Source organism: Cohnella rhizosphaerae, assembly GCF_029525575.1.
GTDB lineage: Bacteria > Bacillota > Bacilli > Paenibacillales > Paenibacillaceae > Cohnella > Cohnella rhizosphaerae.
On record NZ_JAPDIA010000007.1, the window covers coordinates 860,219 to 884,986 of the forward strand.

Sequence of the window (24,768 nt, forward strand, 5' to 3'; positions counted from 1 at the left end):
CGCCAGCGTATTTCGCGGGTCTGTGCTTTTCGCTTAAGTCGGCGTCGGGCCTGTTCGCTTGCGCGCTATTCTCCCTCGTTCCACGGGTTCATATGGACGAGCACCTCGACGACGTCGGGATCGCTGTCCATGATGCGGCGCTTGAGCGCGCGGCCGATATCGTGGCCCTGCTGGATCGTGTAATGGCTCGGAATGCCCACGCGCACGTCGACTATGATATAGTGGCCGTGCTCGCGGGCGCGGACGCGGTCGATGCGGCGGATCTCGGACTCGCCGGCGATCACCTTCTCGTACAGCGCGAGCTTGCCGGGCGCGACATTCCGCTCCATCAGGATGTCGATGGCGTCGGTGCCCATCTCGTAGGCCAGCTTGAGAACGAGCAGCGAGACGACGATGCCCGCCACGGGGTCGCCGTAAGCGGCCCAGGACCAATCGAGCCGTTCGCCGATATAAGCCAGTCCGAGGCCGATCACGGCGGCCAGCGAGGCGTATACGTCCGCAAGATGATCGTAGGCGGTGGCGAGCACGCTTTTGCTGTTGACCGCGCGCCCGACGCGAATGGTGTAAACGTAAAGCGCCTGCTTCCAGACGAGCGATACGACGGCGGCTGTCAGCGGTAGCAGGCTCACGCTCTCCGGCGGCTCGCGAAGCGTCAGGACGGCGTGATAGCCGATCCATAGCGCGGCGATCGCCAGGATGACGGCGACGAGCGCGGAGGCGACGACCTCCGCCTTGCCGTGTCCGTAGGGGTGCTCGTCGTCCGCAGGCTTCTTCGACACCATGGACGAGGTCAGCGCCGCCACGGTGGCGATGATGTCGCCGGCGTTGTGGATGCCGTCCGCGACGAGGACGGGGCTCGCGAACAACAGGCCGACGACGATCTTGAGGATGGTGAGCGCGATATTGCTCACAAGGCTGATCCAGATGGAGATCAGCCCTGCGTTTGCTTTAGAGGTCAACGGCGATGGCTCCTTTTGCCGATCATTGTTCCGATATTTTATCATAGCGCCGCGCGCCATGCCTAATTCGCAAAACGAAGCTTGCATCGGAGGCGTGCCGGGACGAATCCGGCGCGAAAATAAAGAGTCGTCCCGGGCAGGTGGAGGCTCGGAACGATTTGCGATTGAGGATGAAGCTGAATGGCGGGATCGCGATCAAGTTTGTGTTATGTTTATGTTATGTAAGTGAGATCATGTACACAAAGTTCGGTTTCGGATCGTAAATTCGTGCTTAGGTTTCGTTTTGTTGTATAAAATCCACTCATTTATAACGTTTTAAGGGAGATATGCGTTAGATCATTCGTTAAAATTGTTTATTTTATGTAAAAAAACATTGACATGTAATGCGCGCGGGAATATGATTCATGTAACAACGGTTGCCGACAGGCAAGCGCCTATCGCCGGACCCCGCCCGAAGGGAGGAATGGCTCTCCTTCGCGCATCTGAGCGAAGAAGAGCCGCAGTCATGGAACTATGGAATGCGATCACCTCGCTGTCGCCTCCCGCCTCCAAATTTTACGACGAGATGTTCGAGGGGACGCAGGTCAGGGGGCATTACGAAAAAGTTCAAGCCATTCTCTCGCGGCTCAGCATCGACGAGCGCGCGGCGAGACAGCGGCAGATGAACCGCCGGCTGCTGGAGGAAGGCATCACCTTCACGTTGTCCCAGCCCGGCCAATCCGAGGCGCTGGAGCGCACGATTCCGTTCGATCTCGTGCCCCGCATCATTCCGGGCGCCGAGTGGGAGAAGATCGAGCGCGGCGTCTCGCAGCGCGTGCGCGCCTTGAACGCGTTCCTCAAGGACGTCTACCACGAACAGCATATTTTCCAGGACGGACTGATTCCAAGACGCATGGTCCTCGGCAATCGCTACTTCAGAGGCGAGATGATGCGTCTGTCCGTGCCGGGCGGCGCCTACGTGACGGCGTCGGGCATCGACCTGATCCGCGACGAGAAGGGCGATTACTTCGTGCTGGAGGACAATTTGCGTTCGCCTTCGGGGTTCTCTTACATTTTCAAGGGCCGATCCATCATGACCCACGATTTCCCGGAGCTATACTTCTCGCACGCCGTCCGCGGCATCGACCGTACGCTCGACGCCTTCCGGTCCTCCCTGCGGGCCATGGCCCAGACAGACAAGAGCGATCCCGTCATCGCGCTGCTGACGCCGGGCAGCTTTAACTCCGCTTATTTCGAGCATGCGTTTCTGGCGCAGCAGATGGGCATCGAGCTGGTGGAAGGGCGCGACCTCGTATGCGAGGACCACAAGATCTATATTCGCAGCTCCCGGCGCAAGAGACGGGTGGACGTCCTGTACCGGCGGATCGACGACGACTTTCTCGACCCGCTCGCCTTCCGGCCGGACTCGATGCTCGGCGTCGCCGGGTTGATGAACGCGTACCGCTTCGGCAACATCGCGATCGCGAACGCGCCGGGCACGGGCGTCGCCGACGACAAGGCGATCTATACTTTCGTGCCGGACATGATCCGCTATTATCTGAACGAGACGCCGATCCTTTCCAACGTTCCTACGTACCTGATGAGCCGACCGGAGGAAAGGGAATACGTGCTGCAGCGGCTGGACGAGATGGTCGTCAAGGAAACGTCGCTGTCGGGCGGCTACGGCATGCTGATCGGTCCCTCGTCGACCGAAGGGGAGCGCGCGGCGTTCGCGCAGAAGATCATGGCCGATCCCGACAACTATATCGCGCAGCCGACGATCAAGCTGTCCACCGCGCCGGTCTGCATGGACGGACGTCTTGTATCGCGGCATATCGATCTTCGCGTATTCGCGCTCATGAACGGCAATCAAGTGCATGTGCTGCCCGGCGGGCTCACCCGCGTCGCCATGAAGGAAGGCTCGCTGGTCGTCAATTCGTCCCAGGGGGGCGGCTGCAAGGATACTTGGGTATTAGCTTGATTCGTTGACGAGGAGGGAACGCTATGCTGGACCGCATCGCGGAATCGTTGTTCTGGATCGGACGCTATACGGAGAGGGCGGAGAACCACGCGCGGCTCATCGACGTGTACTACCACCTTCGCGAGGACGAGCAGGGGCCGGATGAACAGGTGTGGCGCCGCATCGTAGGCGCGATCGGAGATATCTCGGCTTACGAGGAGAAGCATGCCGCCTACGGCGAACGCGACGTCATCCACTTCCTGACGCTGGACGCGACGCAGGCCAACTCGCTTGTCGTCTGCGTCGCCCAGGCGCGCGACAACCTGAGGAAGATTCGGGACCGGCTCCCTTCCGAGCTGTGGAATCTGCTTAACGGCTTTTACCTGTGGCTGAAAAGCTGCGACACGGCCGAGGTGCTCGGCGATTCGCCTCACCGGTTCTACCAGCGCATCAAGGAGGGCCTGGCGGCGTTCCAGGGAACGGCGGTGTCGATCGCGCTGCGCGACGACGCGTACAGCATGATGGAGAGCGGCAGGCATCTCGAGCGCTCCGAAAATATCGTACGGCTGCTTCAATCCGTACTCAGGTACACGGCAGAGACGGGAAGCTCCTCCTACGCCTACCTGATGGCCGTGCTCAAGTCGGTCGGCGGATACGAAGCCTTCCGCAGGCTGGGCGTCGAGGAGCTGAGCATGGAGGAGGTGGCGGCGTTTCTGCTGGCGCAAGAACAGTTCCCGCGCTCGGTCCACTATGCGCTCGCGAGCTTCTCGGACCATCTCAAGACGCTGCGGGCCGGCGCGAGCCGTTCGGGTTCCGGACTGGACAGGATCGTCCGGACCGCCGACAAGGCGCGCTCCGATCTGGGTTGGCTTGAACGTCCGGACATTAACGCCGATTCGCTGGACGCCGTTCTGCAGCAGCTGCTCGTCACGAACAGGCAGCTCGGCGAAGCGATGGCGAAGGCGTTTTTTTCCCCCGGACGGGAGGTTACGGCATGAAGCTGGACATTACCCACGTCACGACTTACCGGTACGGCGCGCCGGTGACGGACAGTGTCAATGAGCTGCGCCTCGCCCCGCGCACCGACGAGCGCCAGGCCTGCTACCAGCACCGCCTGATCATCGAGCCCAACGTTTCCTTGATGTCGTACGAAGATTACTTCGGCAATCGCGTGCACGCCTTCACGGCCAACTATCCGCACCGGGAGCTCGTCATCACCTCCCAGTCGACGGTCGTCACGCGCGATTCGGAGATGAAGCGCAAGCCCGAGGCCGAGCCGTCCGAGTCGTGGGCGCGGCTGCGCACCGATGCGTTCCGCGACGCCAACGCCGAGTACCTGCTGCCGACGCCGTTCGCGACCTTCCATCCGACGGTGGCCGGGTACGCGAACGACGCGGTATGCGGCGCGGGGCAGGTCGGCGTGTTCGACTTCGTCCAATGCGCGTCCGGCCGCATCTTCGGCGACTTCGAGTACAAGCCGCTGTCGACGGCCGTCCACACGACGGCGGACGAGATGATCGCCATCGGCTCGGGCGTCTGCCAGGATTTCGCGCATCTGCTGCTCGCGATCTGCCGCATGCGCGGCGTGCCCGCGCGGTACGTGAGCGGGTATCACTTCGTCGGCGACCTGCAGGGTCGCAACGCGGACTTCGAGCAGGCGTCCCACGCCTGGGTCGAGGTGTACGTACCCGGCATGGGCTGGCAGGGCTTCGATCCGACCAACAACGGGCTCGTGGACTGGCGGTACGTCAAGCTGGCGCACGGCCGGGATTATCTGGACATCGTGCCGGTCAAGGGCGTATACCGGGGCACGGGGGAGCAGACGCTGACGGTGAACGTGGACGTGCAGTTGGCGGGATGACGCGGTCCGAACGGGATAGCGGGGAGCGGTACGCCCGGTATGGCGTAAGCGGCGCAGGTGTATGAAGTGTATAAGGAAGCGTTGCGCGGAGGAGTTGTCCGGAAGTCGCGGGATCGCGGCGGAAGGGCGGCTTTTTTTCTGTACAGCGCCTCTTCGGCCCGAAATACGCCATAGTCCCGGCAGGTAACGCTGCACAGTGCCTCTTCGGCCCGAAATACGTCACAGTCCCGACAGGTAACGCTGTACAGCGCCTTACGCCCCGCTCTCGCATCGTCGCGCGAGGGGAGAAAGGGGAAAGCTGGATAACGCAGGCTTTCCAGCCGATTGGACGAGCCGAGGCAGAAATGCCTGCCCATCCTTTGCAAGCATTCGCAGGTTATCCCTCGCGCAGGCATATTGCGAACAGGAGCGGCGGCGTCCAATCGCCCTCGCTGGCTTCACTTGCCAACCTTACGATGACGTTAAGCGGAAAGGTAAGTGTGAGATGCAAATGAAAACTGCGGGAGTAACCGAAGGCAAGTCGAGCAAAGATACCGGACTCAGATGACGCTATTTCGTAAAAGACGGTGCAATTGTGATCATTACGGACTGAAGAGCCGTTATTCACCCAGATCAAGACTAAAATAGGTCTCTAATCCCGCAATAGGGGCTCCTGGGTCCGCGAGCGGGCTGAAAAGCGCGATCGGAACAAATATAAGGGCTCCTGAGTCCGTCCGCTGCGCGCCATTGCGCAAACAAAGGCCGCCTGCGGTTTTTCTTACCGTTCGGGAAAGAGGCCTGATGCAAGGCGGGGAAGAGGCCTGGAAATCTGCCTGGAAGAAGCTTGTTGTGTCGATTAATGTTCGGATTTGGTTGCGGTATCGATCGATAATTAGTTGGCGAAAGGAATTTATTCTGAGTTTTAACGTACGTTTTGGGAAGACGGCATTGACACGTGCGTCTATTGTGCGTAAACTAACTGTCGGGATGAAGCGAAAAGTCGGGCGGCGATCCGATGACCGCTTCGCTTTCCCAATGGCAAGGACAACATGTACCAAACCGCCAATAGGCATCCACTATAAGCGCATTCGTATATCTCCGGCGATAAGGGCCGGTGGTCTCTACCGGGAACCGTGAATTCCCGACTACGAAGGAGCGGAGAGCATCTCCGTATCTTTTGGCGGTCGGGCATTTTTCATTTTCGGGAGGCAGATCAAAATGACGAACACTTATGACGTCATCGTCGTCGGCGCAGGACCGGCGGGTATATTCGCGTGCTACGAGCTCTATCGCAAGTCCCCGCAACTGAAGGTGCTGCTGCTGGATAAAGGCCACGAGATTCAGCGCCGCCGCTGCCCTATACTCGAAGAGAAGATTCAGCTTTGTCCCCCGGCCGCCGGGAAAAAGGAATTCGCCGGCTGTCTGCCGGCCTGCTCGATCACGGCGGGCTTCGGCGGTGCGGGCGCTTACAGCGACGGCAAGTTCAACATTACGACCGAGTTCGGCGGATGGCTGACGGATTATTTGCCGGCGTCCCAAGTGCTCGGACTCATCAAGTACGTAGACGAAGTCAACCTTGCGCACGGCGCGACCCGGACGATCACCGACCCGACGACGGATGTCGTCAAAAGCATCGAGCGGCGCGCCTATGCCGCCGGCCTGAAGCTGCTGCGCGCGCAGGTCCGGCATCTCGGCACCGAGCAGAACCTGGAGATCCTCAAGTCGATCGCCGCTTACCTGTCGGACAAGATCGAGATGCGGTTCAAGACGGAGGTTGCGGACCTGATCACCGTCAAGGCGGGCGGCGGGCACCGGGTGACGGGCGTCGTGCTCAAAGGCGGCGAAGCGCTGGCGGCGGACACGGTCGTGATCGCTCCTGGCCGGGACGGCTCCGCATGGCTGACGGAGGTGCTGAAGAAGCGGCGCATCAAGATGCACAGCAACCAGGTCGACGTGGGCGTGCGCGTCGAGACGTCGGACGTCGTCATGCGCGAGATCAACGAGCATCTGTACGAGGGGAAGTTCGTATACAACACCTCGGTAGGCACGCGCGTCCGTACGTTCTGCAGCAATCCGTCGGGTCACGTCGTCGTCGAAAACCACAGCGGCGTCATGGCCGCCAACGGCCACGCCTACAAGGACCCCGCATTGGGCTCCTCCAACACGAACTTTGCGCTGCTCGTGTCGCACAAATTTACCGAGCCGTTCGACAAGCCGAACGAATACGCGCGCGAGATCTGCGAGCGGGCGAACGATCTGTCCGGCGGGGGCGTCATCGTGCAGAAGTACGGCGACATTTTGCGTGGGCGCCGCTCGACGGCCGCGCGGATCAAGGAGGGCTTCCTCGAGCCGACGCTCAAGGAGGCCGTACCGGGAGACCTCGGCCTGGTATTGCCCTACAACACGATGAAAAGCCTGATCGAGATGGTGGAGGCGCTGGATAAGGTCACGCCGGGCCTTGCGTCCGAGCACACCCTGTTCTACGGCGTCGAGGCGAAGTTTTACTCCGCACGCCCGCAGTTGACGGACCGGCTCGAGACCGAGATAGCCGGCTTGTTCTGCGGCGGCGACGGCGCGGGCATCACGCGAGGCCTCGCGCAAGCCGGCGCGGCGGGGGGTATGGATCGCGCGGGCGGTCGCGGAAAGGCTGGGCGGCACGCGAGGAGCGGCTGAAGGGCCGGCGCCGGAGGGCCGTGCGGCCGAAGCGTGAACGACGATCGATAGTTGACCGGATGTGCGGCCGAGAGCGGCCGAAGTGTGAACGACCGTCGATAGTCGGCGGGATGCGCGGCCATGCGCATACAAATAAGGGGCAACGGCGTTCAAGCTGCTGCTCCTTATTTGTTTGCGGGGCATACCCCGAACCGTGCTGCTCTTCTTCCGGCTGCCCCTTTATTTTGAATTAGCGCGGCCAGTGAAGCCGGTTGGACAAAGCGCTTACAAAATATCCGAACTGATTGTGATAACCGGTTGACATATAATATGTCAACCGGTTATCATGTTTATGAAAACGCATTATTTACGCATAATACGGTCAGGGGGGTAACGATTTTGAACATGAAAAAGGGTATTGCTTTAGGAATCAGCTCCGTCCTGCTGGTCTCTTCGCTGGCAGCTTGCGGCAAGGGGAACAATAATTCCTCGGCCAGCAGCGCCCCTGCCGGCAATGCGCCGTCGAGCAGTGCCGCAGGCTCCTCATCCGCCCCGTCTCAAGGGTCCGATGCCAAAAACGTCAAGCTTACGTTTTTCAACACGTCGGCCGAAGTCAACGAGGTGTTCGAGAATCTGTTCAAGACGTATCATGAACAGCATCCCAACGTGACGATCGAGCTCATTCCGACCGCGATCGGCGGCGGACAGCTGGAGAAGTTCCAGTCGCTGCTCGCTTCCGGCAATCCGGCTACGATCGCGAATCTGGACGCCGGCACGATCCTCCAGTTCAAGGACAAGTTCATGGATCTGGAGTCGGAGAAGGCCAAGTATGTCGATCTGACGAAGCCCGGCGTTGTGGACGGCGCGCTGCTGGACGGCAAGTTCCTCGGCATTCCGTGGACGGCTCAAGGCTACGGCCTGCTCTACAACAAGCGAGTCGTCGAGGAAGCGATCGGCGGGTCGTTCGATCCGGCTTCGGTGAAGACCCGCAGCGATCTGGCCGCGTTGTTCGAGAAGGTTCAGGCGGCGGGCAAGGCGCCCGTGATGATTCACGGCGCGGACTGGTCGCTCGGCGCGCATTATCTCGGACTGGCCTACTCCTTGCAGTCCAACAGCGTGGACGAGAACCGCAAATTCGTAGACAGCCTTAAAAGCGGCAGCGCCAAGCTCGTCGACAATGCGGCTTTTAACGGCCTGATGGATACGTTCGACCTGCTCAAGCAGTACAACGCAAGGAAAAAGGACCCCCCTCGTCGCCGACTACAATAAGGACAGCGCCGATTTCGCCAAGGGAGACGCGGCGTTCTATTTCATGGGCGACTGGACGTGGGCGGTCGTCGGTCCGCTGGAAGGCCGCGATCAGGAGTTCGGCGTATTGCCGGTGCCGATCAGCGACAATCCGGACGACTTCGGGAACACGCAGGTCGCCTACAGCGAGCCGAAGCTTTTCGCCATCGACAATTCAGGCTCCACGCCTGAACAGCAGGCGGCTGCCAAGGCGTTTATCGAATGGCTCGTGACGAGCCAGGAGGGACAAGACGCGATCATCGGCAAGATGGGACTCGCGCTGCCCTACAAGGATCTGAAGGCGAAGGGCACGAATGTCATCTCCGATGCCGTGAGCAAGTACGTGGATCAAGGCAAAGTCATCAACATCGGCGTCATCAACTATTTGCCGCAGGATTATTGGGCGAAAACGGGAGCGTCGATGCAAAAGTATCTGGCGGGCAAGATCGATCGCAAAGGCCTCGCCGACGAAGTTCAGGCCTACTGGGAATCGAATGCCGGCAAATAAAAACCGATAAACAAAGATGGGACTGGGGCCCCGCCTCGGCCCCTCTTTATATTCGACGAAGTCGGTGAAGAAGGGGCGGCAGCGCTATGAACAACAAGAGTTGGATGAAAAACACGGGCACCTTTTTGCTATTCGGAGGACCTGCGACCTTTGCTTTTACGGCCGTTGTCCTCGTGCCCTTCGTGGTCGGCCTTTACTTGACCTTTACCAATTGGGACGTTCGCTCCGGGGACAACTCGTTTATCGGCTTGTCCAATTATGCGGAGGTGCTGCGCGACAAGGCATTCCTCACGCAGCTGTGGTTTACGATCAAATATGTGTTCTTTACCGTACTCATATCGAATGCGGTCGCTTTCCTGATCGCGCTTGCGCTGACGAGCGGCCTAAAGGGCGAAAAATGGCTTCGGACGGGCTTCTTTACGCCGAATCTGATCGGCGGCATCGTTCTCGGCTATTTATGGCAGACGCTTTTCTCCCAAGTCCTCCCGTACATGGGCGAAAAGTACGGCTGGTCGTGGTTCGACACCTCTTGGCTTACCGACACGAACACCGCGTTCTGGGCGCTTATCATCGCGACTTCCTGGCAGTTGGCGGGTTACCTGATGATTATTTATATCGCGGGCATCTCCGGCGTTCCAGGCGACGTACTGGAGGCCGCCCAAATCGACGGGGCGAACGGTGCCGCCATTCTTCGGCGAATCACGCTGCCGCTTGCCGTTCCGGCTATCGTCATCTGCGTGTTCATCTCCCTGTCCCGATCGTTCCTGACCTACGACATCAATCTCGCCTTAACGAAGGGCGGTCCTTTTAATTCGACCGAGCTGGCGTCCTATCACATTGTGCAGAAAGCTTTCTTGTCCAATCAATACGGGATCGGCCAGGCTGAAGCCGTCGTGCTGTTCGCCGTCGTGGCGCTAATCGCGCTTACGCAATCGTATCTGCTGAAAAGATTGGAGGTTGAATCGTAATGTCCGCGAGACAACCCCGTGCCTACCTCAAAGCGGCGCTGCTCTATGTCGCGCTGTTCGTCTTTCTGATCCCGTTCCTTTTGATCCTTATGAACTCGTTCAAGAAGACGCAATACTTTGTCGAAAATCCGATCGCATGGCCGACGAGCTTCGATTTCTCCAACTACAAAAGCGCGTTTGAAAATATGGGCTTTTTGCAGGCGTTTACCAACTCCTTGATCATTACGGTCGCAGGCGTTGCCCTGATCCTCGTTTTCTCGTCGATGACGGGGTATCTGTTCGTTCGGTTTAAATGGAAAATGAATACCGTGCTCTTTTTTTATTATGCTGGCTTCCATGACGCTGCCGTTCCAGGTCATCATGATTCCGCTTGTCATGCTGTACGGCAATATGCATCTGCTGGATACGAAGCTGAGCCTGCTGTTCATGTACATGGGTTTTGGCATTCCGTTCGGCGTCTTCACCTTTCACGGCTTCATCAAGGGCATTCCGTTCGAACTGGAGGAGTCTGCGTTCATGGAAGGCAGTTCGAGATTTCGAACCTTCTTCCAGATCGTATTGCCTTTGCTGAAACCGGTCATCGTCACGCTTCTCGTGCTGGACGTCCTGTGGATCTGGAACGACTACCTGCTGCCGAGCCTGGTGCTATTGTCTCCGGGTCAGAAGACGCTGCCGCTGTCGACCTATACGTTCTTCTCCTCGTACTCCGTCGATTTCTCGCCGTTGATGGCCGGATTGGTCATGACGATCGTTCCGGTACTGGTGCTGTACTTGTTTTTGCAAAACCAGATCATCAAAGGCATTACGGAAGGCGCGTTAAAATAACGATCGGTCCCCGGCTGAAAAAGTGCGGCAATAAGCTTATAATGAGCTTAAAACGCTAGGTGGGCCCTATGGCAAAAATCGAAGATGTCGCTGAAAGGGCGGGCGTGTCTGTCACGACAGTCTCCCGCGTGCTCAACAATCGAGGTTACATCAGCCAGAAAACGCGGGATAAAGTGGACGAAGCGATGAAGGCGTTGAACTACCAGCCCAACGAGATGGCCCGGGCGCTGTTCCGCAAAAAATCGAACATGATCGGCCTCATCGTCCCGTCGGTCGCGCATCCTTTTTTTTAGCGAGCTGGCTTATCACCTGGAATATTACGCGGACCGGAGCGGGTACAAGCTGCTGCTCTGCAATTCGAATCGCGATATCGCCAAGGAACGCGAGTACATCGATATGTTGAAAAAAAATCGCGTGGATGCGATCGTGATGGGCAGCTCGGTGTTAGACGTTCAACATTATCTGGATTTGAACCTGCCGATCGTCTCGTTCGACCGCACGATCGCGGGGAATATCCCGATCGTTACCTCCGACAATAGATTGGGAGGAAGTCTCGCCGCACGACTGCTTCTTGAGAAAGACTGCAGGAGACCGGTCTATGTCTATCGGGGCCTCGGAGGACCTCATCATCGGGCTTTGCTGGCCAGCGGGAGAGCGCAAGGCTTCGACGAGGCGCTTCGTCTCGCCGGTGTCGCTCCCTTCCATATCGAGCTTGGTCAGGCGAGCGAGGAGGAGGACCGGACCGACGAGTCGATTGACCGCTTTCTGGAGGAAAACCCGGACGTGGACGGCATTTTCGCAAGCAGCGACGTGATCGCCGCAGAGGTGATGCAGGCTTGCCATCGGCTGTCCAAGCGTATTCCGCGCGACATGAAGCTCATCGGATACGACGATGTCCATATCGCGTCGCTGGTGACTCCGCGCCTTAGCACGATCAGGCAGCCGATCCGGGAAATGTGCCAGCGTTCCGTCGAATTGATTGCCAGGCAGCTCGAAGGCGAGGAAGTGGCCGGGCTTCATTCCTTTCCCGTAACATTAATTGAACGCGAGACGACTTAAACTTAGACGGGGCGTTTGCCGGTCGGCAGCGGATGTCGGACGGAGGCATCCGATGCGCCCTTTCGGACGGGACAGGCTTTCGAATTTCGTGTCAACCGGTTGACATCATGGCGGCTGTTTGCATAAGGAGGCTCTTTGATGGTTGTCACCATTAAAGATATTGCGGAAAGAGTGGGCGTGTCCGTCACGACGATATCCCGCGTGTTGAACAACCGCGGGTATTTAAGCGACAACCTGAAAAAAAAAGGTTCACGAAGCGATGGAGGAGATGAACTACCAGCCGAATGAATTGGCTCGTTCGCTCTCGCGCAAAAAATCGAATGTGATCGGACTCATCGTTCCGGATATTTCGCATCCGTTTTTCGGACAAATGGCCAAGCATATCGAGTACTACGCTTATAAGTACGGCTATAAGCTTATGCTTTGCAATTCGCTGCTGAACAAAAAGAAGGAAAAAGAGTATATCGAATTGTTAAGAGCGAGCCAAGTGGACGGCATTATTATGGGCAGCCATACGATGCGCGTCGAGGACTATATGGCGATACGCCTGCCGCTCGTCACGCTGGACCGTCGAATCTCCGACAGCATTCCTTATATTTCGTCGGACAATTATCGCGGCGGGGCGCTGGCTACCAGGCTTCTGCTCAAGAAGAATTGCAAAAAAAGTAGCGTATCTCAGCGGCAGCTTGCAGTTGAACCTGCTGGCGAAGCAGAGACACGACGCGTTCATGGCGCAGGTCGCAGGACAAGAGGTCGAGTATGTCGTGAGACAAACGGATCTGAACGGATTCAAATACAAGGAATACGAGCGGCTCGTCCGCGAGCTGTTCGGGGAGCATCCGGATATCGACGGCGTATTCGCCAGCAGCGATATGCTGGCCCTGCAGGTGCTTCGGGAGTGCCGCAGACTTGGCAGATCGGTGCCCGAGCAGGTCAAAGTCGTCGGGTACGACGGGATTCAGATCGGCGGAGCGGAAGATTTGACGACGATCGAGCAGCCGATCCAGGAGATGGGCAAGCTCGCCGTGCAGCGGCTTGCTGCAGCAAATGGCCGGCGAGGAGACGCCGCTTGAGACCATACTGCCTGTCAGGCTGCTGGAGAAGGGAACGACATAGGTTTTTCGATCCGCGTTTTCGATTCTATCATCATTATTCAAGCAGGAGGTAAATATGTGCTGGACCTGAACCGTTCATTGGCCATGTCGGCCGGCGAATATGATCTGTTAACCGTCGGCGAGCTTCTGGTCGACCTGATCTCGGCGGAATACGGCGATCACCATGACGCCTCCGTCTATCATAAATATTTCGGAGGCTCGCCCGCGAACATCGCGATGAACGCGAACAAGCTGGGCATACGGCCGCAGCTGGCCGCGGCGGTAGGCGCGGACGGTCTGGGGAAGGCGCTCATCCGGCAAGTGCGCGCGGCAGGGATCGAGCCGGCGCTTATCGAGACAGTCGAACATGCGACCAGCCTCGTGCTTGTGACCAAGAGCCGGTCGACGCCGGTTCCGATCTTTTATCGCGGCGCGGACTATCGCTTATCCTTCTCGCCCGGGCTCGAACGGAGCCTTCGCCAATCCAAGATGATGCACTTCTCCAGCTGGCCCATCTCCATGCAGCCTTCCCGCGGCACGATCGAACGCATGGTCGAGATCGCCAGGGCAAACGGCATATGGATCGGCTTCGATCCGAACTATCATCCGATGCTCTGGCCGAAGGAGGAGGACGGCGTCGGCTACATCAAAGCGATGATCGGAAAAGCGGATATCGTGAAGCCGTCGGACGATGACGCGGAGAGACTGTTCGGCAAAGATTCGCCCGACAATCATATTCGCCGTTTTCTGGACCTTGGCGCCAAGCTGGTTATTTTGACGCTCGGGAAGGACGGCGCGCTGGTATCCAACGGCAAGGAGACGATCCGGTTTCCTTCGCTGGCTGCGGAAGTCGAAGATACGACGGGCGCGGGAGACGCGTTCTGGTCCGGCCTCTACGCGGCGCTGGCGCAAGGCTGCGTGCTGCGGGAGGCGATCCGGACCGGGCTTGCGGCGAGCGCTTTTAAGCTCAAGTATACCGGCGCCCTTGCGGATCTCCCTCGCCTCGATGAATTAAAAGCACGATACGGAATTTAAGAGGTGCATAGGATGGCATTAAAAAAATCAGGTTCAGCTCATCACGTACCCCGATTCGCTGGGCGGCGATCTGAAGACGCTGGGCCGCGTGCTGGAGACGCATTTTTCCGACATCTTCAAAGGCGGCGTTCATATTTTGCCGCCGTTCCCCTCCTCCGGGGATCGCGGCTTCGCTCCGCTTACCTACCTGGAGATCGATCCTCAATTCGGCACATGGGAGGATATCAAGTCGATCGGAGAGCGATTCGACGTCCTGGTCGATCTGATGGTGAATCATATCTCCCGTCAATCGCCTTATTTTCAGGATTTTCTCGCGAATGGCCGGGCGTCCGAATATGCCGACTTGTTTCTGACGCTGGATAAGATCTGGCCGGACGGCCACCCTGTCCAGGACGATATCGATAAAATGTTCTTGCGCAGACCGCTGCCTTATTCGACGTTCGCCATCGGGAATTCGGGCACGGAGGAAAAGGTGTGGACGACGTTCGGCAAGACCGATCCTTCGGAGCAGATCGATCTCGATATCCGCTCGGACAAAGTAAAGGATCTGCTGACGACATTTTTCTTGAACTTCAAGAAGAACAATGTCAAAATCGTCAGGCTGGACGCTGTCGGCTATGTGATCAAAAAAGCTGGGTACCAGCTGCTTTTTCGTGGAGCCGGAAATTTTCGAGTTTCTGGATTGGGTCATGGCGCTCGCGGCATCGCTCGATATGGAATTGCTGCCGGAGGTGCACGCGCACTATACGATTCAGTACAAGCTTGCCGAGCATGGCTGCTGGATTTACGACTTTATTTTGCCGTATCGCATACTCGATACGCTGCTGAACCGGAATGGCCGCGCGCTTGTTCAATATTTGAAAAACCGCCCCGCGAAGCAGTTCACGATGCTCGATTGTCATGACGGGATTCCGGTGAAGCCCGACTTGGACGATCTGATCGATTCGTCGGAGGCCCGCAAGGTCGTGGATACTTGCCTACAAAGGGGCGCCAATCTCAGCCTGATCCTGTCGGACGAGCACAAGTCCGCGGACGGCTTCGATGTTCATCAGATCCGATGCTCCTATTATTCGATGTTGAATCGCGACGATAATGCCTATTTGGCTGCCAGGGCGATCCAGTTTTTCGCGCCCGGAATTCCTCAGGTTTATTATGTGGGTTTGCTGGCAGGGGAGAACGACGACGCGCGCGTGCAAGAGACAGGTGAAGGCAGAGAGATTAACCGCCACAACTTCAGTCCGGAAGAGATCGAGCTGTCGTTGGAGAAGGAAGCGGTGCAGCGGCTGCTGAAGCTGATTCGCTTCAGAAACGAATACGAAGCGTTCCAGGGGGGAATTCCAGGTCGTGGATTCCCCCCGAAGAAGAGATCAGGCTAAAATGGACGAACGAAGATAAGAACTGCGAGCTTTTTGTCGATTTAAGAACGCATCTGGCATGGATCGCTTATGTCGCCCCTACGGGAAAGACGGAAGAATACTGGATCTGACGAAGAAGATCGTTCGCTAAATAAAGAGAGAGAGCCGTCGAAGGTCCGGCTAATCGCTTAGAGCAGCGTCAGGAGCGTCAAGCCCGACAGAAGCGCGGATACGATCAGCAGGACGGCGATCGGGCGTACGGCATGCCGGAGCGCGCGAATATTCACGTTAAGGCCCATGCCGGCCATCGCGACCGTGAGCAGGACGGTCGTCAGCGTCGAAGCGCCGGCGGTCGCGCGGGAAGGGAGCGGCCATCCGGCGGCGGCCAAGCCCGAACCGAGCAGACTCATGGCCAGGAAACCGATTAAAAACCAGGGGAACGAAGCTGCGGCGCCTGCCGCGGCTTCTTTTTCGCCTGCCGGCCGGCGCCGGGCGAGTCGGCTGTTGCGCCAGTGAAGCGCCAGGCAGAGCGGCACCAGCAAAAACACGCGGGCGAGCTTCGCCAGCATGCCGCTCTCAAGCGCGTCGGGTCCGCCAGCCGAAGCGGCCATGGCGACATGCGCGATCTCGTGCAGCGTCAAGCCGGTCCACAGACCGTATGCGGTCCCGCTCAGCGGAAGGATGTCCGCGAGCAGCATCGAGGCGACAGCCGCCGCCGTGCCGACGATCGCGATCAAACCCGCAGCGGTCGCGGTGCGGTCTTCCCTGGCCGCGACCAGCGGCGAGACGGCGGCGATCGCGGCCGCGCCGCAAATGCCCGTGCCAACGGCCAGGAGCAGCGTCAACTGCCGGTCGGCCTTCAGCAAACGGCCCAGCGCGAGCCCCGCTGCCAGCGAGAAGGCCAGCGTGCCGACGCTTCTCGCCAGAAGCGGCAAGCCCTGGTGGAGCACGACATCCAGCGGCAGCTTTAATCCGAACAAAACAATCGCCGCGCGAAGCAGCTTGGTCGTGCCGAAGCGAACGCCCGGCGCCCAAGCCTGCGAATAGCCGAAAAGCTGGCGAAAAGCAATCGCAGCCAGCAGCGTGCAGGCCATCGGGCCGAACAGGCCGAAGCCCGGGAGACGCGCGAGCTGCCAGCCGAGCAGGGCCAACGCCGCTGCGAGCGTCAGGCCGGGCGCGTATGCGGTTAGACGCGCCACGCGCGTGCGCAACAGGGGGACGGGCTGTATTTGTCGTGTCGGAGCGATGTTCATTCGATCCATCTCCTCGTCGCTTGCGTGGGCTTTTTTTTGTTAGTGCAAGCATAGCTCGCTTTTTTCCATAAGAGAAATGAATTATTATTATAATGAAGATAAGTAATTGCTTATGATTAGAAGGAGTGGGTAGCTTGGATATCGCGCTTCAGGTGTTCGTCGCCGCGGCCGAGATGCGGAATTTTTCCCGCGCGGCCGAGCGTCTGCATATGACCCAGCCCGCCGTCAGCCAGCATATCCGCGCGCTCGAAACCGCGCTCGGCGCCCGCCTGCTGGATCGCAGCAGCAAGTCGGTCGCGCTCACGCGCGCGGGCGAGATCGTGCTCGGGCACGCCAAGGAGATCGGCAAGCTGTACGAGCGGATGCAAGAGATGGTCGACGAGCTCTCGGGCAGCGTGCGCGGCCCGCTGACGATCGGCGCCAGCTATACGTTCGGAGAGTATGTGCTGCCTCGTGCGTTGGGCGATTTGATGCGCGTTTACCCCGACGTCAAGCCGTCCATCGCGATCGCGAACACGGCTGAGATCGCCGAGCGTCTGCGCAGGCGGGAACTCGACGTCTGCGTCGTCGAAGGCGAAGAGATCGGGCCCGGACTCGATAGCAGACGGATTGCGGGAGACGAGATGGTATTGGTAGCGGGAGCGGAGCATGCGCTGGCCGGGGGTGCCGAAGCCAAGGCGGCCGGGCTGCAAGAGGAGGTCTGGCTGGTAAGGGAGCGGGGCTCGGGCACGCGCGCGGCGACGGAGCGGATGTTCGAGGCGTGGGGGGATTCGCCCGTCCCGACTGATGGAGCTGGGCAGTACGCAGTTGGTCAAGGAAATGGCGGAGGCGGGGCTCGGCGTGACGCTGCAGTCTCGCTGGTCTCTGCGCAAGGAGCTGGAGAGCGGCGCGCTAAAGACCGTCCGGGCGCCGGGCTTGCCTTTTAAAAGAAGCTTCTATGTCCTGCTGCGAAAAGGCGAATTGCGCACGCGCACGCTGGAGGCTTTTCTGGCGCAGTTGGAGGAGACGATGCGGCGGCTGATGGCGCGGAACGGGATCGACGCGCGAGACCTCGGGTGATCGGCGGATGGGCGTGAAAGGGACCGCCTGCACCGCCGTTCGCTTCGGCCTCGCGCGACCGGCGCGGCTTATTGCCCGCTCTGCTCCGCGATCTTCCCGAACGCCTTGACGAATTCGGCCGCCGGATAAGCGCCGGACAAGCCGTATTTGCCGTTCAGCACGAAGAAAGGAACGCCCGAGATGCCCATGGCCGAAGCGCGCTCCAAATCCTCCTGGACCTCCTCGGCTCCGCGGCCTTCGTCCAGCGCCGTCTCGAGCGGGAAGGTCTCAAGGCCGAGGTCCGACGCGATCTCGAGCAGCACTTCGCGCTTCGCGATATCCCTGCCGTATTCGAAGTAAGCCATCATGACGGCGTCGATCCACGCTTCCTGCCGGTCGGCGGGCAATATCGCGGTCAGGCGATGCGCCAGCACCGTATTCGGCATCCGCGTCACCCGGTCGAACCGGAACGGCACGCCGACGGCCGCGCCGGCATCGGTTACGCGCTGCAGCATTTCCTCGATGCGGTGCTCGCCGCCCATCTTGTGCGCCATCGAAGCGCGGAAGGGCAGTCCTTCGGGAGGCAGCGAATGATCCAGAAGAAAGGCATGATAGCTGACCGTGACGTCCTCCCCGGACTCCGCGACCCACTGGTCGATCGCGTCGGTCACGTTCTTTTTGCCGATTCTGCACCAAGGGCAGACCATGTCGGAGTAAATGTCGATATGCATGAGCGCAAGCTCCTCGTCTCTGTAAAGTTGGGCGGGCGCATGGCTCGCCGACACTTTGAGTATGCCAGATCGAACGATCACGATCAACGTGCGGACCCTGCATAACCATGGTAACATGGCGTAAGATCGGCGCGAAAAGGAGTGGACGCAAATGGGATGGACGAAGGCATCGGCCGTGGAGCTGCTGAACGGCGAACGGATGCCTCGGCTGGGGCTGGGCGTATGGCGGGCCAAGTCGGGCGCGGAAACGGAGAATGCCGTTCGGGCCGCGCTGGCGGCGGGGTACCGCGCGATCGATACCGCTTCGCTGTACGGCAACGAGGCGGACGTAGGCCGGGCGATCCGCGATTCGGGCATCGCGAGGGACAAGCTGTTCGTCACGTCCAAGGTATGGAACGACGAGCAGGGCTACGACGAGACGCTGCGCGCCTTTTACAGGAGCAAGGATCGGCTCGGGATCGGCGCGGTCGATCTTTATCTGGTGCATTGGCCCGTGCCCGGCAAATACAAGGATACTTACAGGGCGCTGGAGCGCCTGTACGACGAAGGCGAAGTGCGCGCCATCGGCGTCAGCAACTTCAAGATCCATCATCTGGAGGATCTGATGGGCGCCTGCCGGATCAAGCCGATGGTCAACCAGGTGGAGCTGCATCCGCTGTTGACGCAGAAGCCCTTGCTTGATTTCCTGCGGCGCGAGGGCATCCAGCCGGAGGCGTGGCGGCCGCTGATGCAGGGGCGGCTGGACCTCCCGCTGCTGGCCGAGCTGGCGGGCAAGCACGGCAAGACGCCGGCGCAAATCGTCATTCGCTGGCATTTGCAGCAGGAGATCGTCGTCATTCCGAAGTCTGTGCGGGCCGCACGGATCGAGGAGAACGCGGACGTGTTCGACTTCGCGCTGTCCGATGACGATATGGCCCGGATCGACGGACTGAACGAGGATCGCCGCTTCGGCATGGATCCGGATCTGGTCGGCGGCGCTTGAAGGCGCATCCGGCGGAATAGGGCGGGAACGCGGGCGGCATGCTATGCGTTGACCCGTGTCGCAGCACCCCTTGACAGCTCCAACTGTAACTGTTAATATTACAGTAACCCGCCGGGAAAGGGGGCGCCGCATTTTGAACAGCGAATTTATTATCGCCGTACACAGCCTGGTCCTGCTCGCGCACAAGCCGGACGGCATGGCGTCGAGCGAAGAGATCGCGGCCAACGTCTGCACGCATCCGGCACGGGTGCGGAAGGTGCTCGGGTTCTTGCGAAAAAATGGCTATGTGACGACGCGAGAAGGCTCGGGCGGCGGCTACAGGCTGTGCATCGACCCTTCGGACATGACGCTGGCGGATATTTACCGGACGATGGCGGCCGGCGCGATCAAGCCGAACTGGTGCAGCGGCAATCCGGACATGGACTGCATGGTCGGGTCCAATATGCAGGAAGTGATGAACGACGTGTTCTGCGGCGCCGAGAAGCAGCTCGAGAGCTACTTTCAGGGCATTACGATCGGCCAGATGCTGTCGCGCATCAAGGCGTGTCAGAAGACGTAGCCGGGGGTAAGGTTCGTTGTGCGCTCCGCGCGCGGGGACGGCAGCAGTCGCAGGATGGAGCGGACCGGAGCGATCGCGCTTCGCCGTCCGATCATCATATAGGAACGATATACACAATTCATCAAACCTCTGAAGGAGTGGATTACGATGGCCGTAGTCGTAACGAAGGACAACTTTAACGAGACCGTTAGCGAAGGCGTGTCTCTGCTTGATTTCTGGGCGCCGTGGTGCGGACCTTGCAAGATGCAGCTCCCGATCGTAGAAGAGCTGTCGTCCGAGCTCCAAGGCACGGCGACGATCGCCAAGGTGAACGTCGACGAGCAGCCTGAGCTGGCTTCCCAATTCGGCGTCATGAGCATCCCGACCCTGATCCTGTTCAAGGACGGCCAACCGGTCGACAAGCTGGTCGGTCTGCAAAGCAAGGATTCCCTGAAGGCCAAGATTCAGAACCAGCTCTAATCGAGCTGCTGCGCGAACAAGCACCGCGTCCGAGGACGCGGTGCTTTGTTTTTTTGACCAAGTCGGATGGAAAGTCGACGACAGGCGGGAAGGCAAGCGGACGGATGCAAAAATAAGAACTGCGGACACCGTTGCATGCAAGTCTCGCAGAGGGCACGGGGAACCGGCGCCGGGTATCGGGTATCGGTATCGGGTATCAGAATCGGAATCGGAATCGGAATCGGAATCGGTATCGGTATCGGTATTGGGTATCGGTATCGGGTATCGGACTCGGGGGACGCTATTTCGCAAAAATCGGTCCGGATGGCGATCGTTGCGGACTGGCGGGACCTTATTTACTTAGATCAAGGCTAAATAAGGCCGGCAATCCCGCGATAACGGCCCTTGGGTCCGCGGAAGGGCTGCAAATAGGGATTGGAGCAACAATAACGGCTGCTCAGTCCGCCAACTTGCCAAGCGCACGCGTTAGAAGGGCCGGCGCTGCACGGACGATCAAATCGTCCACTGCGCATGCGTCAAGGCGACCAGCCGCCAATCGCCGCCGTCCTGCACGAACGTAACGATCAGGCTCTCCCAGTCCATGCCGTCCGTCGAATCGTCGAAGCCCGGGAAGTGGAACTCCACGAAGGAGGAGCCGGGATACGTATCTTGGCCATTGTAGACGGTATTGCCCTTGCCGACGAGCTTGTTCGCGGAGATCGACGGGGCCGTGTCGAAGTCCTTGTCGTACACGAACTTGTCGAAGTAATCGCGAAAGGACAGTTCGATCGGGTCGCCGCTGCCGTCCGCCGTGCCCCATTTGATCTTGTCCTGGCTTTTGAAGGAAGGCAAGGCTTCCGGTTTGAAAATTTGGTCTTCCTCCGTCATCGCGGCATAAGGAGAGAAGCGCAGGCCGAGCTTCGGATCGATCCACGAGGAAAGCCGCTTCAAGTTGCGGTCGCGGAGCGCTTCGACGACGTCCTTGGCCGCGGCGGACAGCGTCTGTTGGGAATCGGACGGCGCAGCCGATGCGGAAGAAGAGGATGTCGCCGACGCGCTCTCCGACGGCGTCGAGCCGGATTGCGAAGCGACCGCCGTGCCCGGAGAATGCGGGGCGGCGTTGCGATCGTCGTTGCCGCCGCCGCATCCGGCCAGCAGCATAACCGCGAGCAGCGCGGCTAAGTATGGGAGCATCCTGGGTTTCATGGTGTTATAACCTCCTAGAAGAGTTGCGGAATTTAGCTCTTTTTTTAACTTTCGAATAGGTTAGACGCAAAATATCGCCGGATGTTCCGGTGATCCGGAGGGATTATAGGAAATTGCGTGCGCCGGAGAACTGGGAATTCGAGGAGGTCGAGAGTTTTACCGGTCGTAATGCTTCTGTAAGAATCATTTAATTCTTTATTTGGAAATCGGTTAGCGGTTCGTTAGCCCGGGACGGTACCTTGAGACTATAACGTGTCGAGGAGGCGATTCATCGTGAAACGATCAGGGCTGCGAAAAACGGGAAAGACGTTCTGCCTGCTGCTGTCCACCGTCGCGCTGTCGGTTGCATTGGCGGGATGCGGGACGGACAAGGCGAACGACAATCCGCCGATGCCGTCGGCGAGCATGAAGGACGACGGCATGATGTCGCCGGAGGCGAGCATGAAGGACGACGGCATGATGTCGCCGGAGGCAAGCATGAAGGACGACGGCATGATGTCGCCGGAGGCGAGCATGAAGGACGACGGCATGATGTCGCCGGAGGCAAGCATGAAGGACGACGGCATGATGTCGCCGGAGGCGAGCATGAAGGACGACGGCATGAAGTCGCCGGAGGCGAGCATGAAGGACGACGGCATGAAGTCGCCGGAGGCGAGCATGAAGGACGACGGCATGATGTCGCCGGAGGCAAGCATGAAGGACGATAGCATGGGCAAGAAGTAAGCGCAACAATTTCGCCGCCCGGCTGTGCTATAATCTGGGTATTCGGATGAAGGGGAGATACGGATGGCTGCAACGGTGCTGGTCGCGGACGACGAGCGGGATATTACCGACGTCTGCCGGAGATACCTGGAGCGCGATGGGTTCGAGGTGCTCGTCGCGGACGACGGCGATCAGGCGCTGCGCCTCTGGCGGTCGGAGCGACCCGACCTGCTCGTGCTCGATCTGATGATGCCGGGCGTATCGGGTTGGGACGTCTGCACCGCCGTTCGCGACGAGGAGGACGTACCGATCATCATGCTGACCGCCAGGGGCGAGGAGAGCGATCGGCTGCTCGGCTTGACGCTTGGCGCGGACGATTACTTGACCAAGCCGTTCAGCCCCCGCGAACTCGTGCTCCGCGTCCGCAATATTTTGCGCAGAACGGCGCCCCCCCGCCGCGCCTGCAGACAAGCTGGCGCAGCCGGAAGAAGGCCTTCACTTCGAAGGCCTTTCCCTTTATCCGGCCCAGCGCAAGGTGAAGGCGGGCGGGCGGGACGTGGAACTCACGGCCACCGAGTTCGATCTTCTGGAATGGTTCGCGCGCCATCCGGGGCAGGTCTTTTCGAGAAGCCAGCTGCTGAGCCGGGTGTGGGATATCGCCTTCGAAGGCGATTCGACCACGGTCACCGTGCACATGCGCCGGCTGCGCGAGAAGATCGAGCCGAACCCGTCCAAGCCGATATGGCTCAAAACGGTATGGGGCATCGGCTACCGGTTCGAAGGGCAACCCGCCGAATGAGGGGCCGTACGGTAAGGCTGCGCACTTATCTTCTATTATCCAATGCCGTCAGTCTGGGCGTAATTCTGGCCGTCTTGTTTTATTGCTACAGCCGCATGCTGCTCAGCGCGCCGACGTTCGTCTGGCTCGGCGGCGCCACGCTGCTGGCCGGCGGCTTGTCGTTCATCCTCCACTTCGTGCTGGTCATGCCGCTTGCCCGCGCGGCGAACCGGATCGGCGAGGCGTCGGGCAAGATCGCTTCGGGCGAGCTCGGCACGGAGGTGCCCATCGTGGGGCCGGCCGAGTTTCGTCTATTGGCGGAGCGGTTCAACGCGATGAGCCGCCGGCTCAAGACCAGCTTCGAAAACGTGACGAGGTCCGAGTCCTCGCGCAGGGAGCTCGTGGCGAACGTCGCGCATGACCTGCGCACGCCGCTCGCGCTGCTGCAGTCGCACTCCGAGGCGCTGCTGGACGGGGTCGTCGAAGACGAGACCGCGCGCGGCGATTACCTGCAAGTCATCCGCAAGGAATCGATAAGGCTGGGGCGCCTGGTCCAGGATCTGTTCGACCTGTCGAAGCTGGATGCGGGCTCGGACCCTTTCGAGCCTCGGCCCGTAGCGCTCGAAGACGTGCTGATCGACGCGTTGAACGTTTACAGGCCAAAGCTGGAGGAGAAAAATCTCGAGGTCGTCGTCAAGCTTCCCGAGCCATCCCCGCTCGTGTGGGGCGTAGAGAGCGAGTTGCGCCGGATCGCGGCCAACCTGCTCGACAACGCGATTCGGCATTCTCCGAACGGTGGCTGCATCGAATGGCGGGCCGCGATCGTGGAGGGCGGGATGGTTTCGATCGCGCTCAGGGACGAAGGGGACGGCGTGCCGGAGGAGGAGCGGGAGCGAATTTTCGAGCGGTTTTTCCGGTCGGATCGGAGCAGGCGGCGCGAGGGCGGAGGCGCCGGTCTCGGCCTCTCGATCGCCAAGTCGCTGACGGAGCGGCACGGCGGCGAGATCGGCGTGACGCCTGCGGGAGACGGAGGAAGCGAATTTCGATTTACGCTGAAGCTGGCCGACGCCGGAAGCGGCGCGGCTCTCGGCAGGAGGAGGGACGCAGAAGATGAAGGAGCGTAAACGGGCGGGCTTCGGCAAGCAGCTGGCGGAGCTGCACCGCTGGAACGCATGGCTGGTCGTCGCGCTGGCGGTCAGCGGATTGATCCTGTCCTGGGGCGCGGCGCGAGGCTGGCTTGGGGAAGGGCGCGTGTGGATCAAGCAGTTGCACATTTACATCGGCCTGATCACGGGCATCGTGCTTGTCCTGTATGCGCCGCTGCTCAAAAGGCATCTCAAGCAGCTCCGGGGCAGGCCGGGGCAGCGAGGCAATCTGGCGTTCGTCGTGTTCCTGCTGCTTGGCTGGCTGGCGTCGGGCATCGTGCTCTGGCAGCTCCGCCATCTGCCGCCCCGCTGGGCGACGAACGCGCTGGTCGTTCACGATCTGCTGACGTGGGTGGGGCTGCCGTATGCGGCGTACCACTCGATCACCCGGATGCGTTGGGCCAAAAAGCCGCAG

Annotated in this window: 17 protein-coding genes, 7 pseudogenes and 1 riboswitch; of the genes and pseudogenes, 20 read left to right on the forward strand and 4 right to left on the reverse strand. The window is 59.8% G+C overall.

Going from position 1 to position 24,768, the window contains the following annotated elements; all coding sequences use genetic code 11:
* Positions 1-65 precede the first annotated feature (65 nt).
* Entirely contained in the window at positions 66-959 is an 894-nt protein-coding gene (locus OMP40_RS21725) for a cation diffusion facilitator family transporter (RefSeq protein WP_277534486.1), read from the reverse strand.
* 505 nt (positions 960-1,464) lie between these two features.
* Here OMP40_RS21725 and OMP40_RS21730 point away from each other — a divergent pair.
* The 12 genes and pseudogenes from OMP40_RS21730 to gtfA all read left to right on the forward strand — a co-directional run bounded on the left by OMP40_RS21730 (position 1,465) and on the right by gtfA (position 15,652).
* A complete protein-coding gene (locus tag OMP40_RS21730) occupies positions 1,465-2,919 on the forward strand; it encodes a circularly permuted type 2 ATP-grasp protein (protein WP_277534487.1) in 1,455 nt (484 codons plus the stop codon).
* A gap of 23 nt (positions 2,920-2,942) precedes the next feature.
* Complete coding sequence (locus OMP40_RS21735; RefSeq protein WP_277534488.1) at positions 2,943-3,896, forward strand: alpha-E domain-containing protein; 954 nt, start codon at positions 2,943-2,945, stop codon at positions 3,894-3,896.
* On the forward strand, positions 3,893-4,759 hold the full coding sequence (locus tag OMP40_RS21740; RefSeq protein ID WP_277534490.1) for a transglutaminase family protein: 867 nt from the start codon (positions 3,893-3,895) through the stop codon (positions 4,757-4,759). The genes OMP40_RS21735 and OMP40_RS21740 overlap by 4 nt, the downstream gene beginning before the upstream one ends.
* A gap of 1,047 nt (positions 4,760-5,806) precedes the next feature.
* Positions 5,807-5,906: riboswitch (purine riboswitch) on the forward strand.
* Positions 5,907-5,956: 50 nt separating this feature from the next.
* Positions 5,957-7,448 (forward strand): annotated as a pseudogene (locus OMP40_RS21745) (NAD(P)/FAD-dependent oxidoreductase).
* Positions 7,449-7,795: 347 nt separating this feature from the next.
* Entirely contained in the window at positions 7,796-8,659 is an 864-nt protein-coding gene (locus tag OMP40_RS21750; RefSeq protein WP_277534946.1) for an ABC transporter substrate-binding protein, read from the forward strand.
* 43 nt (positions 8,660-8,702) lie between these two features.
* Complete coding sequence (locus OMP40_RS21755) at positions 8,703-9,185, forward strand: type 2 periplasmic-binding domain-containing protein (protein ID WP_277534491.1); 483 nt, start codon at positions 8,703-8,705, stop codon at positions 9,183-9,185.
* 86 nt (positions 9,186-9,271) lie between these two features.
* Positions 9,272-10,153 (forward strand): carbohydrate ABC transporter permease, encoded by an 882-nt coding sequence (locus OMP40_RS21760; protein WP_277534493.1) that lies wholly within the window; start codon positions 9,272-9,274, stop codon positions 10,151-10,153.
* Positions 10,153-10,978, forward strand: a pseudogene (locus tag OMP40_RS42085) (carbohydrate ABC transporter permease). Before OMP40_RS21760 ends, OMP40_RS42085 begins: the two are co-directional and overlap by 1 nt.
* Before the next feature lie 68 nt (positions 10,979-11,046).
* Positions 11,047-12,037, forward strand: a pseudogene (locus OMP40_RS21770) (LacI family DNA-binding transcriptional regulator).
* A gap of 138 nt (positions 12,038-12,175) precedes the next feature.
* Positions 12,176-13,153: pseudogene (locus OMP40_RS21775) on the forward strand (LacI family DNA-binding transcriptional regulator).
* A gap of 56 nt (positions 13,154-13,209) precedes the next feature.
* A complete protein-coding gene (locus OMP40_RS21780) occupies positions 13,210-14,166 on the forward strand; it encodes a carbohydrate kinase family protein (protein ID WP_277534494.1) in 957 nt (318 codons plus the stop codon).
* Between the two features lie 40 nt (positions 14,167-14,206).
* Positions 14,207-15,652 (forward strand): annotated as a pseudogene (gene gtfA, locus OMP40_RS42090) (sucrose phosphorylase).
* 57 nt (positions 15,653-15,709) lie between these two features.
* On the opposite strand, the gene OMP40_RS21795 reads toward gtfA, so the two are convergent.
* Complete coding sequence (locus tag OMP40_RS21795) at positions 15,710-16,774, reverse strand: YeiH family protein (protein WP_277534496.1); 1,065 nt, start codon at positions 16,772-16,774, stop codon at positions 15,710-15,712.
* Positions 16,775-16,947: 173 nt separating this feature from the next.
* Here OMP40_RS21795 and OMP40_RS21800 point away from each other — a divergent pair.
* Positions 16,948-17,833 (forward strand): annotated as a pseudogene (locus OMP40_RS21800) (LysR family transcriptional regulator).
* A gap of 68 nt (positions 17,834-17,901) precedes the next feature.
* Here the strand turns inward: OMP40_RS21800 and OMP40_RS21805 are convergent.
* On the reverse strand, positions 17,902-18,624 hold the full coding sequence (locus OMP40_RS21805) for a DsbA family oxidoreductase (RefSeq protein ID WP_277534947.1): 723 nt from the start codon (positions 18,622-18,624) through the stop codon (positions 17,902-17,904).
* Positions 18,625-18,694: 70 nt separating this feature from the next.
* Here OMP40_RS21805 and OMP40_RS21810 point away from each other — a divergent pair, with 70 nt between their 5' ends.
* The 3 genes from OMP40_RS21810 (at position 18,695) to trxA (ending at position 20,543) form a co-directional block, all read left to right on the forward strand.
* Positions 18,695-19,525 (forward strand): aldo/keto reductase, encoded by an 831-nt coding sequence (locus OMP40_RS21810; protein WP_277534498.1) that lies wholly within the window; start codon positions 18,695-18,697, stop codon positions 19,523-19,525.
* A 133-nt stretch (positions 19,526-19,658) separates the two neighbouring features.
* Positions 19,659-20,084 (forward strand): RrF2 family transcriptional regulator, encoded by a 426-nt coding sequence (locus tag OMP40_RS21815; protein WP_277534501.1) that lies wholly within the window; start codon positions 19,659-19,661, stop codon positions 20,082-20,084.
* A gap of 147 nt (positions 20,085-20,231) precedes the next feature.
* Positions 20,232-20,543 (forward strand): thioredoxin, encoded by a 312-nt coding sequence (gene trxA / locus OMP40_RS21820; protein ID WP_090116128.1) that lies wholly within the window; start codon positions 20,232-20,234, stop codon positions 20,541-20,543.
* A 492-nt stretch (positions 20,544-21,035) separates the two neighbouring features.
* Here trxA and OMP40_RS21825 read toward each other — a convergent pair whose 3' ends face one another.
* Positions 21,036-21,728 carry a hypothetical protein gene (locus OMP40_RS21825; protein WP_277534503.1) on the reverse strand — a complete coding sequence of 231 codons (693 nt, stop codon included), beginning with the start codon at positions 21,726-21,728 and terminating at the stop codon, positions 21,036-21,038.
* A 273-nt stretch (positions 21,729-22,001) separates the two neighbouring features.
* Between OMP40_RS21825 and OMP40_RS21830 the strand changes: the two genes are divergently transcribed.
* The 4 genes and pseudogenes from OMP40_RS21830 (at position 22,002) to OMP40_RS21845 (ending at position 24,332) form a co-directional block, all read left to right on the forward strand.
* Positions 22,002-22,451 carry a hypothetical protein gene (locus OMP40_RS21830; protein WP_277534505.1) on the forward strand — a complete coding sequence of 150 codons (450 nt, stop codon included), beginning with the start codon at positions 22,002-22,004 and terminating at the stop codon, positions 22,449-22,451.
* A gap of 63 nt (positions 22,452-22,514) precedes the next feature.
* Positions 22,515-22,793, forward strand: a pseudogene (locus tag OMP40_RS21835) (response regulator); the annotation flags it as partial.
* 193 nt (positions 22,794-22,986) lie between these two features.
* A complete protein-coding gene (locus tag OMP40_RS21840; RefSeq protein ID WP_277534948.1) occupies positions 22,987-23,229 on the forward strand; it encodes a winged helix-turn-helix domain-containing protein in 243 nt (80 codons plus the stop codon).
* A complete protein-coding gene (locus OMP40_RS21845; protein WP_277534949.1) occupies positions 23,226-24,332 on the forward strand; it encodes a sensor histidine kinase in 1,107 nt (368 codons plus the stop codon). The genes OMP40_RS21840 and OMP40_RS21845 overlap by 4 nt, the downstream gene beginning before the upstream one ends.
* The last annotated feature ends 436 nt before the right edge of the window (positions 24,333-24,768 follow it).

Coding starts and splice junctions, on each gene's coding strand:
- OMP40_RS21730 (WP_277534487.1), top strand. CDS start 1,465: ATGGAACTATGGAATGCGATCACCTCGCTGTCGCCTCCCGCCTCCAAA.
- OMP40_RS21735 (WP_277534488.1), top strand. CDS start 2,943: ATGCTGGACCGCATCGCGGAATCGTTGTTCTGGATCGGACGCTATACG.
- OMP40_RS21740 (WP_277534490.1), top strand. CDS start 3,893: ATGAAGCTGGACATTACCCACGTCACGACTTACCGGTACGGCGCGCCG.
- OMP40_RS21750 (WP_277534946.1), top strand. CDS start 7,796: ATGAAAAAGGGTATTGCTTTAGGAATCAGCTCCGTCCTGCTGGTCTCT.
- OMP40_RS21755 (WP_277534491.1), top strand. CDS start 8,703: ATGGGCGACTGGACGTGGGCGGTCGTCGGTCCGCTGGAAGGCCGCGAT.
- OMP40_RS21760 (WP_277534493.1), top strand. CDS start 9,272: ATGAACAACAAGAGTTGGATGAAAAACACGGGCACCTTTTTGCTATTC.
- OMP40_RS21795 (WP_277534496.1), bottom strand. CDS start 16,774: ATGAACATCGCTCCGACACGACAAATACAGCCCGTCCCCCTGTTGCGC.
- OMP40_RS21810 (WP_277534498.1), top strand. CDS start 18,695: ATGGGATGGACGAAGGCATCGGCCGTGGAGCTGCTGAACGGCGAACGG.
- trxA (WP_090116128.1), top strand. CDS start 20,232: ATGGCCGTAGTCGTAACGAAGGACAACTTTAACGAGACCGTTAGCGAA.
- OMP40_RS21825 (WP_277534503.1), bottom strand. CDS start 21,728: ATGAAACCCAGGATGCTCCCATACTTAGCCGCGCTGCTCGCGGTTATG.
- OMP40_RS21845 (WP_277534949.1), top strand. CDS start 23,226: ATGAGGGGCCGTACGGTAAGGCTGCGCACTTATCTTCTATTATCCAAT.